Origin of the sequence: Streptomyces ambofaciens ATCC 23877 (genome assembly GCF_001267885.1) — a bacterium.
Taxonomy (GTDB): Bacteria; Actinomycetota; Actinomycetes; order Streptomycetales; family Streptomycetaceae; genus Streptomyces; species Streptomyces ambofaciens.
Genome location: NZ_CP012382.1, coordinates 4397473 through 4412983 on the forward strand (window position 1 = coordinate 4397473; position 15511 = coordinate 4412983).

The following is a 15511-nucleotide window of genomic DNA, read 5'->3' on the forward strand; positions in this document are numbered from 1 at the left end:
GCGTAGAACCGCGGCACGTCAAGGCGTAGCGGAACGCGTCACTCGTAGCACCGGGCCGTGCGGTCGCCGGGGTGCCGGAGCCGGAACAGGGCCCATACGACCTTGCCGTTGAGCGTCCCGGCGAGCGGGTGCCAGCCCCAGCTGTCGCTGAAGGAGTCGACGAGGAACAGGCCGCGGCCCGACTCCGCCGAGAAGTCGTCCGTCGCGCGGGCCACCGGGCTGTCGTGACTGGGGTCCCGCACCGCGCACACGAGCCGGTCGGACCAGCGCATCAGGTGCAGCCGGACGGGGCCGTGCCGCTCCCCGTGCCGCGGGGTGTCGGCCGGCAGCGCATGCCGCAGGGCGTTGGTGACGAGTTCGGAGACCACCAGGCAGACGTCGTCGAAGCGGTCGCCCGTGTCCCAGCCGTCGAGCGTCTTGCGGGTGAATCTCCGTGCCTCGCCCACCGCTTCGTAGCGGGGCGGCAGAGCGCAGGAGGCGGCGTTGGAGACGGCTGCGGGGTCGAGTGGCGGAAGGCCCTGCCGTAACGGCTCGAGCATGGTCGATCCATTCGTCCCCATGCGAGGCACTCCCGGGAGTTCGCGGTCATAGCGATGCGGCGCGGTGGTGCGGGACCATGGTTTCGGATGCGTACCGCAGATGCAAGGGCAGATGCACGTGCACGTGACCGAAATGGACCTGCCCGTACCGCTTGTTGGTCAAATTTTCCGTCATCTTCGCCTCCTCTTCACCGCGGTCGGTGTCCACTTTCGGTCCCCTCCCGGCATGATCCTGCGTTTTTCGTTCGGCTGGATTCCGTTTCCGTAACCGGGCGAGTACTGCTCGAAGTGTTTTAGTGGCAGACTTCGGCCCCTGAAGACGGTTGGGGAGGCTGGCGAACGTGAGCGCGGGAGAGCCCGGATCGGTGGTGCGGCGCATGCTGCTCGGATCACAACTCAGGCGACTGCGTGAGACGCGGGGGATCACGCGAGAGGCGGCGGGCTACTCGATCCGCGCCTCGGAGTCGAAGATCAGCCGGATGGAGCTGGGCCGGGTGAGCTTCAAGACGAGAGACGTCGAGGACCTGCTGACGCTGTACGGCATCACGGACGAGCACGAGCGCGCCTCCCTGCTCTCCCTGGCCAAGGAGGCCAACGTCGCGGGGTGGTGGCACAGCTACTCCGACGTACTGCCCAGCTGGTTCCCCACCTACGTCGGCCTGGAGGGCGCCGCCTCGCTGATCCGGGTCTACGAGGTGCAGTTCGTGCACGGGCTGCTGCAGACCGAGGAGTACGCCCGCGCGGTCGTCCGGCGCGGCATGAAGGGCGCGAGCGAGGCGGACGTCGAGCGGCGGGTCGCGCTGCGCCTGGAACGGCAGAAGCACCTCGTCTCCGAGAGTGCCCCCGAGTTCCACATCGTCCTCGACGAGGCCGCGCTGCGCCGTCCCTACGGTGGCCGCGGGGTGATGCGCGGGCAGCTCCAGCACCTGATCGAGGTGTCCGAACGCCCCCATGTGCGGCTGCAGGTGATGCCGTTCGGCTTCGGCGGCCACTCCGGCGAGAGTGGCGCGTTCACGATCCTCAGCTTCCCCGAGTCCGACCTCTCGGACGTCGTCTACCTGGAGCAGCTCACCAGCGCGCTGTACCTCGACAAGCGCGAGGACGTCACCCAGTACGAGACGGCGCTGAAGGAGCTCCAGCAGGACAGCCCGGGACCCGACGAGAGCCGCGACCTTCTCCGGGGACTCCTTCAGCTCATCTGAACAACTCCCGTGAAACACAAGTACGATGACGCGCAATCAGGGGCGGTCGGCCCCCGGTGGTTGCGAGGCCGCGGAGGCCGCGGCAGCTAGGGGATTGAGGGATCACATGTCGTCGTACTTCACCGACCTCGCCCAGCAGTACATCGACGGCGAGTGGCGCCCGGGCACCGGCTCCTGGGACATCATCGACTTCAACCCGTACGACAACGAGAAGCTGGCCTCGATCACCATAGCCACGGTCGACGAGGTCGACACGGCGTACCGGGCGGCCGAGCGGGCGCAGAAGCAGTGGGCGGCGACGAACCCGTACGCGCGCCGCGCGGTGTTCGAGAAGGTGCTGCGGCTCGTCGAGGACCGCGAGGCGGAGATCAGCGAGGCGATCATCGCCGAACTGGGCGGCACGCGCCTGAAGGCCGCCTTCGAGCTGCACCTCGCCAAGGAGTTCCTGCGCGAGGCGGTCCACCTGGCGCTGCGCCCCGAGGGCCGGATCATCCCCTCGCCGGTCGACGGCAAGGAGAACCGCGTCTACCGGGTGCCGGTCGGCGTGGTGGGCGTCATCAGCCCCTTCAACTTCCCCTTCCTCCTTTCCCTGAAGTCGGTCGCGCCGGCCCTCGCCCTCGGCAACGGCGTCGTCCTCAAGCCGCACCAGAACACGCCGATCGTCGGCGGCACGCTGGTGGGCAAGCTCTTCGAGGAGGCCGGTCTGCCGGGCGGGCTGCTCAACGTCGTGGTCACCGACATCGCGGAGATCGGCGACGCCTTCCTGGAGCACCCGGTCCCGAAGGTGATCTCCTTCACCGGCTCCGACAAGGTCGGCCGCCACGTCGCCACCGTCTGCGCCGCGCACTTCAAGCGCTCCATCCTCGAACTCGGCGGCAACAGCGCCCTCGTCGTCCTCGACGACGCCGACCTCGACTACGCCGTCGACGCCGCCGTCTTCAGCCGCTACGTCCACCAGGGCCAGGTCTGCATGGCCGCGAACCGCGTCCTGGTCGACCGGTCGGTGGCCGAGGAGTTCACCGAGAAGTTCGTCGCCAAGGTCAGGACCCTCAAGGCCGGCGACCCGCGCGACCCGTCGACCGTCATCGGGCCCCTGATCAACTCCTCGCAGGCGGACGCCGTCACGGGTGTCGTCGAGCAGGCCCTCGCCGAGGGCGCCACCGCCCTGGTGCGCGGCACCGTCACGGACAACCTCGTCACACCGTCGGTCCTCACCGACGTGCCCGCCGACTCGGCGCTCCTGCGGCAGGAGGTCTTCGGCCCGGTCGCCTTCCTCGTCACGTTCGACGGCGAGGAGGAGGCGGTCCGCCTCGTCAACGACACCCCGTACGGCCTGAGCGGCGCCGTGCACACCGGTGACATCGAGCGCGGCGTCGAGTTCGCCAGGCGCATCGACACCGGCATGTTCCACGTGAACGACGGGACCGTGCACGACGAGCCGATCGTGCCCTTCGGCGGGGAGAAGCACTCCGGCATCGGCCGCCTGAACGGCGACACCATGCTGGACGCCTTCACCACCCAGAAGTGGATCTCGGTGCAGCACGGGCGGAGCGGCTTCCCGTTCTAGTTCCCGCTCCCGTGCCGGGCCCTTGCGGACAGACGCTGACCGCAAGGGCCCGTAGCTTTCTCGGTGTCGGGGGGAAGTCCCCCGTCCGACGAAAGGCGGCCGGTCATGGTCACTCACGTGCGACCCGAAGCGCAGGGCGACGAGCGCGGAGCGCTGCTCTCCTTCCTGGCGGAGCAGCGCGGCGGCATCCGCCGGTCGGTGCTGGGGCTGACCGACGAGCAGGCGTCGTCCCGGCCGAGCGCCAGTGAACTGTCCCTGGCCGGGCTGATCAAGCACGTCACCGAGGTCGAGCAGGGGTGGGTCGCCCGCGCCCGGCAGGTGCCGCCGGCCGTCGAGCGGGACGAGTCGAACTGGCACGAGTGCTTCGTCCTGGTGGGGGACGAGACGGTCGCCTCGCAGCTGGCGTACTGGGAGAGGGTCGCCGCCGAGACGGAGGCCTTCGTCCGGGAGGTGCCCAGCCTCGACGACACCTTCCCGCTGCCCAAGGCCCCCTGGTTCCCGCCGGACGAGCGCGTCTCCATGCGGTGGCTGTGTCTGACGCTGATCCGCGAGACGGCCCGGCACGCGGGCCACGCCGACATCGTCCGCGAGTCGCTGGACGGCGCCTCGGCCTGGGACCTGGTGGCCAGGGAGCAGGACGCGCCCGCCTAACCTGGACCGTATGTCAGTGATCCGTCTCCTGGTGCTCGGCGCGGTCCGCCAGCACGGGCGGGCCCACGGCTACCAGGTCCGCAACGACCTGGAGTTCTGGGGCGCGCACGAGTGGTCCAACGCCAAGCCCGGCTCGATCTACCACGCGCTGAAGCAGATGGCCAAGCAGGGCCTGCTGCACGCGCACGAGATCGCCCCGTCGACCGCCGGCGGGCCGCCCCGCACGGAGTACGAGATCACGGAGAAGGGCACCGAGGAGTTCTTCGGCCTGCTACGCGCGTCCCTCACCGCCTACGACCAGAAGCCGGACGTGCTCGCCGCCGGGCTCGGCCTGATGGTGGACCTGGCGCGCGAGGAGGTGCTGACGCTGCTGGAGGAACGGGTCCAGGCGATCCAGAAGTGGCGCAGGGCCGTCACCGAGTACTACACCCCGGAGGACGGCCCCGGGCAGCTCGGCCACATCGGCGAGATCATGAACCTGTGGGTGCACTCCGCCGACACGGGCGCCGAGTGGACCCGCGCGCTCATCGAGCGCATCCGAGGCGGGGCGTACACGTTCGCCGGTGAGGGCGAGCCGTTCGTCGGCGTCCTCGGCGAGGGCGAGGAGAACCCGTTCGCGACGCCGGAACCGCATCCGGGGGACCGCGACTAATCAAGTTTGACTAAGCCGGGAGGCGGGCATACGCTCCGCGGGTCAGTAGTCAAGTTTGACTAAACGAGGAGTGCCAGTGACCGACGCGGCGATCATCGTCGAAGGGGCACGCAAGAAGTACGGCGGCAAGCACGCGCTGGACGGGCTCGACCTGACGGTCGCCCGCGGCACGGTGCACGGGGTGCTGGGTCCCAACGGCGCGGGCAAGACGACGCTGGTCCGGATCCTCGCCACCCTGCTGCGCCCCGACGCCGGCCGGGTCGAGGTGGCCGGGCACGACGTGGTCGGCGACGCGTACGCCGTACGGCTGCGCATCGGCCTGCTGGGGCAGCACGCGGCGCTGGACGAGGAGCTGGGTGGCCGGCAGAACCTGGAGATGTTCGGCCGCCTCCACCACCTGGGCGCCCGGCGGGCCCGCGCGCGGGCCGACGAACTGCTCGCCCGCTTCGACCTCGCCGACACCGGACGCAAGCCGGTCAGCGCCTACAGCGGCGGCATGCGGCGCCGCCTGGACCTCGCCGCCTCCCTGATCACCGAACCGCAGGTGCTCTTCCTGGACGAGCCGACCACGGGCCTCGACCCGCGCGGCCGCGCCGAGGTGTGGGCCTCGGTCCGCTCCCTGGTCGTCGGCGGTACGACGGTCCTGCTCACCACCCAGTACCTGGAGGAGGCCGACCAGCTCGCCGACCGCGTCTCGGTCGTCGACGCCGGCCGGGTCGTCGCCGACGGCACGGCGGACGAACTGAAGGCGGCCATCGGCGGCGACCGCGTCGACGTGGTCCTGCGCGACGCCGGACAACTGGGCGCCGCGGTCGCCCTGCTGCCGCTCACCGGCGTCCGCGTCGACACCGACCGCCGGCTGGTCAGCGCCCCGGTCACCGACCGCATGGCGGCGCTCTCCGGCGTCGTACGGGCACTGGAGGAGGCCGGCATCGAGGCGGAGGACGTCGTCCTGCGCCGCCCGACCCTGGACGAGGTGTTCCTGCACCTCACCGATCGCCCGAAGGAGACCGCGTGAGCACGGGCACCGTGACACCCGCGACGTACGCCCTGACCGATTCCTGGACCATGACCCGGCGCGAGCTGGCCCGCTGGGCGCGGCAGCCCGTCGCGGTCGCCGTCAACCTGGTCTTCCCGGTCATGCTGCTGCTGATGTTCGGCTACCTCGTCGGCGGCGGCCGCGGGGTGAGCGGCGACTACCTCGACTACCTGGTCCCCGGGATGCTGGCGCTCACCATGGCCTTCGGCCTGGAGGGCACGATGATCGCCGTCACCCAGGACCTCAACAAGGGCGTCGTCGACCGCTTCCGCTCCCTGCCCATGACCAACGGCGCCGTGCTGGTGGGCCGGTCGGCCGCCGACATGCTCCAGTCGACGCTCGGGCTCACCGTGCTCGTCGCGGTCGGCCACGCGCTCGGCTGGCGGACCCACGGCGGCCCCGCCGCCTTCCTGGGCGCCGTCGGCCTGCTTCTCCTCTTCCGGTTCGCGATGCTCTGGATCGGCATCTTCCTGGCCCTGGTGGCCGGGAAGCCGGAGCTGGTCCAGGCGGTCCAGATCCTGGTCTGGCCGGTCGGCTTCCTCTCCAACGCCTTCGCCTCCCCGGACTCCATGCCGGGCTGGCTGGGCACGGTCGTCCAGTGGAACCCGATGTCCCAGACCGCTACGGCCGTACGCGACCTGTTCGGCGGTCCCGGCGGGGAGGCGGGCCACGTGTGGGCGGCTCTCGCCTGGCCGCTGGCCCTGCTCGCCGTGTTCTTCCCGCTGGCGGTGCGAAGGTTCGCCCGGCTCAGCCGCTAGACGGGCCTAGTGGTGGAACCCGGTCGCCGCCCCCTTGTCCCGGGTCAGCGGGTGCGGCTGCCGCCGCAGCTCCGGCAGCAGCCGCTCCAGCTCCTCCACCAGCAGGTCGGCCATGTCGGCCGAGAAGCCGTTGCGGCACACCACGCGCAGCACGGACAGGTCCTCGCGGTGCGGCGGGAAGGTGTACGCGGGCACCAGCCAGCCGCCTTCCCGCAGCCGCCGCGAGACGTCGAACACGTCGTACGCCGTCACGTCGTCGGCCGTCGTGAAGGCGAACACCGGCAGCTCGTCGCCGCGCGTCAGCAGCCGGAAGTCGCCGAGCGCCTCCACCCGCTCGGCGAGCCCCCGTGCGATGTCCCGCGAGGCCTGCTGCACCGCGCGGTAGCCCTCCCGGCCCAGCCGCAGGAACGTGTAGTACTGCGCGACCACCTGGGCGCCGGGCCGGGAGAAGTTCAACGCGAAGGTCGGCATGTCGCCGCCCAGGTAGTTGACCCGGAAGACCAGCTCCTCGGGCAGCGCCTCCGCGTCCCGCCACAGCGCCCAGCCGACTCCGGGGTAGACCAGCCCGTACTTGTGCCCCGAGGTGTTGATCGAGGCGACCCGCGGCAGCCGGAAGTCCCACACCAGGTCCTCGTCGAGGAAGGGCGCGACCATGGCGCCGGAGGCCCCGTCGACGTGCACCGGGACGTCGAGTCCGGTGCGTTCCTGGAGGGCGTCCAGGGCCGCGCACAGATCGGCGACCGGTTCGTAGGACCCGTCGAAGGTGGAGCCGAGGATGCCGACGACCCCGATGGTGTTCTCGTCGCAGAGCTCGGCGGCGGCCTGGGGGTCCAGGTGGTAGCGGTCGCCCTCCATGGGGACCTGCCGGGCCTCGACCTCCCAGAAGGTGCAGAACTTCTCCCAGCAGACCTGGACGTTCACGCCCATGACCAGGTTGGGCCGCACGTCCTTGGCCGGATACCGGTCGGCGTTGCGCAGCGCCCACCGCCGTTTCAGCGCCATCCCGGCCAGCATGCAGGCCTCGCTCGACCCGGTCGTCGAGCAGCCCACCACCGCCGAAGGGTCGGGCGCGTGCCACAGGTCGGCGAGCATCGTCACGCAGCGCCGCTCCAGCTCGGCGGTGCGCGGGTACTCGTCCTTGTCGATCATGTTCTTGTCCCGGCACTCGCCCATCAGCACCCCGGCCTGCGGCTCCATCCAGGTGGTGACGAAGGTGGCCAGGTTGAGGCGGGCGTTGCCGTCCAGCATCAGCTCGTCGTGGACCAGCCGGTACGCCGTCTCCGGGGGCAGCGGGGAGTCGGGCAGCCGGTGGGCCGGCGGTGCCTCGGTCATCCCGCCGAGCGGGTTGGTCGCGCCGTGGAACGGGTTGACGGCGAGCCGACGCCGGTCACGGTCGTCGTCGTGGGACGTGGGGGGAGCCTGGTGCAGGGGCATGCCATCGACGGTAGGTCCGGGTCCCGGGCCCCGCATGCGGGCTTGCACCTCACGTCACGTGAGGAGGCAGCGTGGAGGACGTCGGAGAAAGGAGCGGAAGTGAGCTATTCCGTGGGACAGGTCGCCGGTTTCGCCGGGGTGACGGTGCGCACCCTGCACCACTACGACGACATCGGCCTGCTCGTACCCAGCGAGCGCAGCCGCGCGGGCCACCGGCGTTACAACGACGCCGACCTCGACCGGTTGCAGCAGATCCTGTTCTACCGGGAGCTCGGCTTCCCGCTCGACGAGGTCGCCGCCCTGCTGGACGACCCGGCCGCGGACCCGCGCGCGCACCTGCGCCGCCAGCACGAACTGCTGTCCGCCCGGATCGAGAAGCTGCAGAAGATGGCGGCGGCCGTGGAGCAGGCCATGGAGGCACGCAGCATGGGCATCAACCTCACGCCCGAGGAGAAGTTCGAGGTCTTCGGTGACTTCGACCCCGACGAACACCAGGAGGAGGTGCGCGAGCGCTGGGGCGACACCGACGCCTACCGCCAGTCGCAGCAGCGCACGGCCTCGTACACCAAGGAGGACTGGCAGCGCATCCAGGACGAGGCGGACGAGCTCACCCGGCGCTTCGTCGCCCTGATGGACGCGGGTGAGCCCGCCGACTCCGAGGGGGCGATGGACGTCGCCGAGGACCACCGGCTGGGCATCGCCCGCAACCACTACGACTGCGGGTACGAGATGCACACCTGTCTGGGCGAGATGTACGTCTCGGACGAACGTTTCACGCGAAACATCGACGCCGCCAGGCAGGGCCTCGCCGTCTACATGCGCGACGCGATCCTCGCCAACGCCGTCCGGCACACCTCCTGAGCGGTGGTCGTGGCCCGGGTCTCACTCCCGGGCCACGACCACCGCCGTCCCGTACGCGCACACCTCGGTGCCCACGTCCGCGGCCGCCGTCACGTCGAAGCGGAACGCCAGCACCGCGTTGGCCCCCCGCGCGCGTGCCTGTTCGACGAGTCGCCCCATCGCCTCGTTGCGGGTCTCCACCAGCGTCTTGGTGAGTCCGCGCAGCTCGCCGCCGACCATCGACTTCAGCCCGGCGCCGATCTGGCTCCCCAGGTGCCGGGAGCGCACGGTCAGTCCGAAGACCTCCCCGAGCACCTCCTGCACGCGGTGGCCCGGCAGGTCGTTCGTGGTCACGACGAGTACCTCGGGCCGAGGGCCCTGTCCGCCGCCGTATTCTTCGATGCTCATGGTTCTCAGGCTTCCCGCGCCCGGCCACGGTGCACACCGGGATGCCCGGTGGAACCTGGAACCCGACGGCTGCGTTGATACGTTTGGGCAGCCAGTCCCAGCCCGCCTCCCCCCAGCAGCAGGAGCCACAATCCCGTGACCACCCTTGCGCTCGGCCCCGAGTGGCTCAGCCCGGACTACCTGATCGAGACCTTCGCTCTCCCGGGCATCCTGCTCATCGTCTTCGCCGAGTCCGGACTCTTCGCGTTCCTGCCCGGCGACTCGCTGCTGTTCACCGCGGGCCTCTTCGTCGCCCAGGGCGAGTACATCAGCCAGCCGCTGTGGCTGGTGTGCACGCTGATCGTGCTGGCCGCCGTCATCGGCGACCAAGTGGGATACATGATCGGCAAGTTCCTCGGCCCCAAGCTCTTCAGCCGCCCCAACTCCAGGCTCTTCAAGAAGGAGAACCTGGACAAGGCTCACGAGTTCATGGAGAAGTACGGCCCCAAGGCGATCGTCCTGGCCCGCTTCGTCCCGATCGTGCGCACCTTCGCGCCCATCGTGGCGGGCGCCGGCCGCATGAAGTACCGCACCTTCCTCACGTACAACGTCATCGGCGGCGTGGCCTGGGGCTCGGGCGTCACCCTCGCGGGCTACTGGCTCGGCCAGATCGAGTTCATCCGCACCAACGTCGAGCCCATCCTCGTCCTGATCGTCGTCGTCTCGGTCGTCCCGATCGCCATCGAGTACCTGCGCGAGCGCGGCAAGAAGAAGCGCGCCGCCGCGACCGCGGTCCCGGGGGCGCAGCAGCAGCCGCAGACCCCGTACCCGGTCATGGACGACGCCACGACCCAGCTCCGCAGGGTCGACCAGTACGAGCAGCCGCAGCAGCAGTACCGGCAGCCGCAGCCCCCGCAGTACCAGCAGCCGCAGCAGTACCAGCCGCAGCCTCCCCAGTACCAGCAGGCCCCACAGCAGCCGTACACCCAGCAGTACCCGCAGGACTACGGCCAGCAGCCCTACGGCGACCAGCAGAGCGGTCAGTACCCCTACAACCAGGGTCGCTGAACCCGCCGAAGGGGCGCGGGGCGGCAGCACCCGGGCGCGTGGGCGACCCGCGCTAGAACCCCCGCGTCCGCTTCGCCGCCCGCCGCCCGGCGGCGCTCGCGGCGCCGGGCACCTTCAGGAACAGCCGCGAGATCTCTCCACCCAGGTTCACGCCGATGGCGATGGCCATCGCCAGCGCCACGGCCTTGGACAGCGACAGCAGCCCCGAGTCCACCTCGCTCTGCGCGATCGCCAGCAGTCCGAAGTAGGTCGCCGAACCGGGCAGCAGCGGCCCGATCGCCGCGGTCGTGTACGGCAGCGCCGAGGCGAACCGGTACCGGGACATGAGCTGCCCGAACAGGCCCACCAGCCCCGCCGCGGCCGCCGTGGAGGCCACCGGCGAGATGTCGCCGGCGTAGTGCATGGCGCCGTACACGCACCAGGCGACGCCGCCGTTCAAGGTCACCGCCAGCACGGTCGAGCGTTCCTGCTGGAGCAGGATCGCGAAGGCCAGCGACAGCAGCATCGAGGCGAAGATCTGCACGATCGGTTCGTCACCGGTGCCCAGCTCGGCGTCCGGGTTGAGCTTGGCGCCCAGCTGGACGCCGAAGTACAGCACCACCAGCACCCCGGCGACGATGCTGACGAAGAAGTACATGACCTCCAGCAGGCGCGCGGCGGCGGTGATGTAGAAGCCGGTCAGACCGTCCTGCACGCCCGCGACCAGCGCACGCCCCGGCAGCAGCGCGAACAGGCCACCGGTGATGACCGCGGACGCCTTCACGTCGACGTGCGTCAGCGTCAGCGCGATGCCGATCGCGGCCGGGGGCATCGCGGCCACCGCGAACTGGTAGAACTCCGGCAGCCCGCGGCCGGCGCACAGCCACGCCAGCCGGTCACCGAGCATCGCGCCGAACAGCGCCGCGAAGAACACGATCACGTCACCGCCGACGAGCAGGGAGGCCGCGCCCGCCAGCAGACCGCTCGCCGTGGTCAGCACCCAGGTGGGGTACGGGTGCCGGTTGCGGCGGATCTCCGCGAGGCGCCGGTAGGCCTCCTCCAGGGAGATCTGCGTCTCCGGGTCGCTGAGGTCGTCCACCAGCTGGAAGACGGCCGCGAGCCGGGTGTAGTCGGTACCGCGGCGGCGTACTGTCCGCGACGCCGTCACCGGGTCCTCGACCAGGGACGGCTGGTGGGAGATGGAGAGCAGGGTGAAGGTGACGTTCGGCTCGCAGCGGTCCAGGCCGTAGGAGCGGCAGACGGCGAACATCGCCGCCTCCACGTCCTCGGCGCCCTCGCCACCGGCCAGCAGCAGTTCCCCGATACGCAGGGTCAGGTCGAGGACGCGGGGCACGGCCGGACCCGTGTCGTCGTCGTGCCGCTGGGGTGACTCGGGCGCGGGCCGCTCGGCCACCGGCATGCGCAGCATCGCGCGCATCCGGTCCTGCCAGGGCACGTCCGCCAGATTGACCGCCGGGAAGCCGCTCGCGGGCGTGAAGGCGTTCGGCGCCGACCACGCGCTGTAGGTGCTCGGAGTGGTGAACGCCGAGCCCTCGGTGTCCTCCGCGGGCCCGGCCGGCGGCGCGTCCACCCCGTCCGGCAGCGCGAACTCCGAGGTGGTCTCGGACTCCGAGCCGGCGTGCCGCGCGACGGCCAGCCCCTGGGGGATCTCGAACTCGGACGTCGTCGACGACTCGCCGTCGATCGACGCCACGACACCGCCCGGCGGCCGGAAGGCACTGTGGGCCTCGTCCGACTGCGGCTTGCGGTCCTCCGCCTCCGTCACCTGCGCAACGCTCCCTGCTACGAACACAACCTCCTGTAACCCTCAGTATGCGCACCCAAACGTGAACGGGCCGCACGCGTCACGCGTGCGGCCCGTTACGAAAGGGAACGCTGCTCAGTGGCCGCCCTGGTCCTTGAAACGCTTGTAGGACCGCTCGATCTCGGCCTCGGCGTCGGTGCGGCCCACCCAGTCGGCGCCCTCGACGGACTTGCCGGGCTCCAGGTCCTTGTAGACCTCGAAGAAGTGCTGGATCTCCAGGCGGTCGAACTCCGACACGTGGTGGATGTCACGCAGGTGCTCCACGCGCGGGTCGGTCGACGGCACGCACAGCAGCTTGTCGTCGCCGCCGGCCTCGTCCGTCATCCGGAACATGCCGATCGCGCGGCAGCGGATCAGGCAGCCGGGGAAGGTCGGCTCGTCCAGGATGACCAGCGCGTCCAGCGGGTCGCCGTCCTCGCCGAGGGTGTTCTCGACGAAGCCGTAGTCGGTCGGGTAGGCGGTCGAGGTGAACAGGCGGCGGTCCAGGCGGATACGACCGGTCTCGTGGTCCACCTCGTACTTGTTCCGCGAACCCTTCGGGATCTCGATCGTGACGTCGAACTCCACCGGACGCTCCTCCATGATCAGCACATAGTTCTGGTGGTTAAGTGTCCCTCACGCAGGTGTGTGATCGCGAAAGGGGCTGGTGGTAGTGCCAGAGCTGAGGCCTTGGCGGGCCGCGAGGCCGCACGTGGCGCGGGCCGCGGGCGCCGTCCGTCCGCGTCTCGCACGCGCCGCACGGTCCGCCGGACCGCGGGTCGCGCGGTTCGCACGGGCCACGGCACCGCAGCTCACCCGGATCACCAGGCCGAAGACCTGGCAGTACACCGCCGGCGCCGCCACCGCCGGGCTGGCACTCGCCGCCGGTGTGGTGACCGCCGCCGGCCCCTGGGACTCCACGGGTCAGCGTACGGCCGAGCAGGACCGGGCCGTCGCCCTGGGGCACACGGGTGGCGCAGATCACGGTCGCGGATCACGAGGCTCCGGCACGGCGGCCGGCCCGCCCCGCCCCGCGCCCAGCGCCGGCTCCGTCCTGGCGTCCCTGGGCGGCGACTCCGGCTCGCGGCCGGACGGCGCCAAGGCGGCGCCCGGAGGCAGGGCCCTCGCCGACGCCCTCGGGCCCCTGCTGGAGGACCCGGCGCTCGGCACCCGCCCCGGCGCGACCGTCGTCGACCTCACCACCGGCAAGCGCCTCTACGGCGTCGGCGCCGGCACGCCCCTCACCCCCGCCTCCACCATCAAGATCGCCACCGGCGTCGCCGCCCTCACCGCCCTCGGCCCCGATCACCGGCTCACCACCCGCACCGCCCTGGAGCCCGACACCGGCGAACTCGTCCTGGTCGGCGGCGGCGACCCCACCCTCACCGCGCGCGCGGACGCCCGGGGCCTCGCGAGCCTGCGCACCCTCGCCGGGAAGACGGCGGCGGCCCTGAAGAAGAGGGACGTGCGCAAGGTGACGCTGTCGTACGACACCACGCTCTACGCGGGGGCGGAAATGCACCCGATCGGGGTCAACGAGAACCTCGCCCGCGTCACCGCCCTGATGGCCGACGAGGCCCGCACGGACGACTCCACCAGCGGGCCCGCCCCCCGCGTGGCCGACCCGGCCGCCGACGCCGCGCGCACCTTCGCCGGTCTCCTGAAGAAGCACGGCGTCACCGCCTCGCCCCCCGGCCCCTCCAAGGCCACGAACCGCGCCGACACCCTCGCCACCGTCTCCTCGCCCCCGCTGTCGGCCCTGGTCGAGCGGATGCTGACCAACAGCGACAACGACCTCGCCGAGGCCCTGGCCCGGCACACCGCCGTGGCGACCGGCAAGCGCGCCGACTTCAAGGGGGTCTCCGCCGCCGTCACCGCCCGCCTGAAGCAGCTGGGTCTGCCCGTGCGCGGCGCCGAGTTCCACGACGGCAGCGGCCTGGACCGCGCCGACCGGATCACCGCCGAGCTGCTCACCGCCCTGCTGGCCGAGGCCGCCGACCCGGCCCGCCCCGAGCTCCGCCCGGTCCTCACCGGCCTGCCCGTCGCCGGCTTCACCGGCACGCTGACCAGCCGCTACACGGACGGCGCGGCCGGCCTCGTCCGCGCGAAGACCGGCACCCTGACGGGTGTGAACACCCTCGCGGGCACCGTGGTCACCGACCAGGGCCGCCTCCTGGCCTTCGCCTTCCTCAGCTCCGGCACGACGGACGCCTGGGCGGCCCAGTCGGCCCTGGACAAGGCGGCGACGACCCTGGCGTCCTGCGGCTGCGCCTGACCACCCGCCCCTCCCTCCCCGTGCGGTGCCGCCCACCCCACCGCTCGCCACAGCCTGCCCCCGGCGGCGGTGCTCACGTACGGTTGACGCATGACGAGCATCGGCGCATCTTCCGGCATGGTCGACTGGAATCTCGCGGTGGCGACCGCGACCCGGCTCGTACGGCCGGGCCCCGAGGTGAGCCGCGACGAGGCCAGGGCCGTCGTCGCGGAACTCCGCCGCCATGCCAAGGTCTCGGAGGAGCACGTCCGGGGCTTCACCCGGATGGCCACCGAGGAGATCCACGACACCCCCGTCCTCGTCGTCGACCGGCCCGGCTGGGTCCGGGCCAACGTGGCCGGGTTCCGGGAGATCCTCAAGCCCCTGCTGGAGAAGATGCAGGAGCGGCGCGGCGGCACCCCGGGCGGCGCGGTCCTCGGCGCCGTCGGCGGCAAGGTCACCGGCGTGGAGCTGGGCATGCTGCTGTCCTTCCTGTCCTCCCGCGTCCTCGGCCAGTACGAGACCTTCGCGCCGGCCACCCGCGAGCTGCCCGCCGGGGCGAACGGCGGCGGCCGGCTGCTGCTGGTCGCGCCGAACATCGTGCACGTGGAGCGCGAACTCGACGTGGACCCGCACGACTTCCGTCTGTGGGTGTGCCTGCACGAGGAGACGCACCGCACGCAGTTCACCGCGGTGCCCTGGCTGCGCGACCACCTGGAGGGCGAGATCCAGTCGTTCCTCGCGGAGACCGACGTCGACCCCATGACGGTGCTGGAGCGGGTCCGCGAGGCCGCCCAGACGCTCGCGGGGGGCCGCCCGGAGGGCGAGGAGGACGACGGCGGGCGCTCCCTGGTCGAGCTGGTGCAGACCCCCGCCCAGCGCGAGGTCCTCGGCCGGCTCACCGCCGTCATGTCCCTCCTGGAGGGCCACGCCGACTTCGTGATGGACGGCGTCGGCCCGTCGGTCGTGCCGAGCGTCGGAGAGATCCGCGAGAAGTTCCAGCAGCGGCGCGCCAAGGGCGCCTCGCGCCTCGACCTGGCGCTGCGCAAGCTGCTCGGCCTGGACGCCAAGCTCCGCCAGTACCGCGACGGCGAGCGCTTCGTCCGAGCCGTCGTCGACGAGTGCGGCATGGACGGGTTCAACCGCGTCTGGACCTCGCCCAACACCCTCCCCACCAAGTCGGAGATCGCCAAACCGGCGGATTGGATCGCGCGGATGCAGCGCAAGCCGGAGTCGTGAGCCCCGCGGGCGGGCGTGAAACGAAACCGGCCGACGGCAGGTAAACGCCCCTCCAATCACCCGTCCGAGGGACCGTGGGCCTTCGACAGGCGTGCGAT

Annotated in this window: 16 protein-coding genes; 10 read left to right on the forward strand and 6 right to left on the reverse strand. The window is 71.4% G+C overall.

Annotated features, from left to right (window positions below; translation table 11 throughout):
* Positions 1-38: 38 nt before the first annotated feature.
* Both SAM23877_RS19625 and SAM23877_RS40050 read right to left on the reverse strand, forming a co-directional pair.
* Positions 39-560: an ATP-binding protein gene (locus SAM23877_RS19625; RefSeq protein WP_162492115.1), complete on the reverse strand. Its 522-nt coding sequence runs from the start codon at positions 558-560 to the stop codon at positions 39-41.
* A 25-nt stretch (positions 561-585) separates the two neighbouring features.
* The gene (locus SAM23877_RS40050; RefSeq protein WP_162492082.1) at positions 586-747 is read right to left on the reverse strand and encodes a hypothetical protein; all 162 of its coding nucleotides are present in this window, start codon (positions 745-747) and stop codon (positions 586-588) included.
* A 169-nt stretch (positions 748-916) separates the two neighbouring features.
* On the opposite strand from SAM23877_RS40050, the gene SAM23877_RS19630 reads away from it, so the two are divergent.
* The 6 genes from SAM23877_RS19630 to SAM23877_RS19655 all read left to right on the forward strand — a co-directional run bounded on the left by SAM23877_RS19630 (position 917) and on the right by SAM23877_RS19655 (position 6408).
* Positions 917-1741, forward strand: coding sequence for a helix-turn-helix domain-containing protein (locus SAM23877_RS19630; RefSeq protein WP_053142656.1), 825 nt, complete (start codon positions 917-919; stop codon positions 1739-1741).
* Between the two features lie 106 nt (positions 1742-1847).
* A complete protein-coding gene (locus SAM23877_RS19635; RefSeq protein WP_053134817.1) occupies positions 1848-3308 on the forward strand; it encodes an aldehyde dehydrogenase family protein in 1461 nt (486 codons plus the stop codon).
* Between the two features lie 105 nt (positions 3309-3413).
* Positions 3414-3959: a DinB family protein gene (locus SAM23877_RS19640; protein ID WP_053134821.1), complete on the forward strand. Its 546-nt coding sequence runs from the start codon at positions 3414-3416 to the stop codon at positions 3957-3959.
* Positions 3960-3969: 10 nt separating this feature from the next.
* Entirely contained in the window at positions 3970-4611 is a 642-nt protein-coding gene (locus tag SAM23877_RS19645) for a PadR family transcriptional regulator (RefSeq protein WP_053134824.1), read from the forward strand.
* A gap of 76 nt (positions 4612-4687) precedes the next feature.
* Positions 4688-5629, forward strand: a complete 942-nt coding sequence (locus SAM23877_RS19650) for an ATP-binding cassette domain-containing protein (protein WP_053134827.1) — start codon at positions 4688-4690, stop codon at positions 5627-5629.
* Positions 5630-5679: 50 nt separating this feature from the next.
* Positions 5680-6408, forward strand: a complete 729-nt coding sequence (locus tag SAM23877_RS19655; protein ID WP_053142658.1) for an ABC transporter permease — start codon at positions 5680-5682, stop codon at positions 6406-6408.
* A gap of 6 nt (positions 6409-6414) precedes the next feature.
* Here SAM23877_RS19655 and gad read toward each other — a convergent pair whose 3' ends face one another.
* Positions 6415-7842: a glutamate decarboxylase gene (gene gad / locus SAM23877_RS19660; protein ID WP_053134830.1), complete on the reverse strand. Its 1428-nt coding sequence runs from the start codon at positions 7840-7842 to the stop codon at positions 6415-6417.
* A gap of 99 nt (positions 7843-7941) precedes the next feature.
* Here gad and SAM23877_RS19665 point away from each other — a divergent pair, with 99 nt between their 5' ends.
* Positions 7942-8703, forward strand: coding sequence for a MerR family transcriptional regulator (locus tag SAM23877_RS19665; protein ID WP_053134833.1), 762 nt, complete (start codon positions 7942-7944; stop codon positions 8701-8703).
* A 21-nt stretch (positions 8704-8724) separates the two neighbouring features.
* Here the strand turns inward: SAM23877_RS19665 and SAM23877_RS19670 are convergent, their stop codons facing one another.
* Complete coding sequence (locus SAM23877_RS19670; protein WP_053134836.1) at positions 8725-9090, reverse strand: YbjQ family protein; 366 nt, start codon at positions 9088-9090, stop codon at positions 8725-8727.
* Positions 9091-9225: 135 nt separating this feature from the next.
* On the opposite strand from SAM23877_RS19670, the gene SAM23877_RS19675 reads away from it, so the two are divergent.
* The gene (locus SAM23877_RS19675) at positions 9226-10137 is read left to right on the forward strand and encodes a DedA family protein (protein WP_053134839.1); all 912 of its coding nucleotides are present in this window, start codon (positions 9226-9228) and stop codon (positions 10135-10137) included.
* A gap of 52 nt (positions 10138-10189) precedes the next feature.
* Here SAM23877_RS19675 and SAM23877_RS19680 read toward each other — a convergent pair whose 3' ends face one another.
* Both SAM23877_RS19680 and SAM23877_RS19685 read right to left on the reverse strand, forming a co-directional pair.
* Positions 10190-11902: a threonine/serine exporter family protein gene (locus tag SAM23877_RS19680; protein WP_053134842.1), complete on the reverse strand. Its 1713-nt coding sequence runs from the start codon at positions 11900-11902 to the stop codon at positions 10190-10192.
* A 114-nt stretch (positions 11903-12016) separates the two neighbouring features.
* Entirely contained in the window at positions 12017-12508 is a 492-nt protein-coding gene (locus tag SAM23877_RS19685) for an inorganic diphosphatase (protein ID WP_007452023.1), read from the reverse strand.
* Positions 12509-12587: 79 nt separating this feature from the next.
* On the opposite strand from SAM23877_RS19685, the gene dacB reads away from it, so the two are divergent.
* Positions 12588-14195: a D-alanyl-D-alanine carboxypeptidase/D-alanyl-D-alanine endopeptidase gene (gene dacB / locus SAM23877_RS19690; RefSeq protein ID WP_244902968.1), complete on the forward strand. Its 1608-nt coding sequence runs from the start codon at positions 12588-12590 to the stop codon at positions 14193-14195.
* A 90-nt stretch (positions 14196-14285) separates the two neighbouring features.
* On the forward strand, positions 14286-15413 hold the full coding sequence (locus SAM23877_RS19695) for a zinc-dependent metalloprotease (RefSeq protein WP_053134845.1): 1128 nt from the start codon (positions 14286-14288) through the stop codon (positions 15411-15413).
* The last annotated feature ends 98 nt before the right edge of the window (positions 15414-15511 follow it).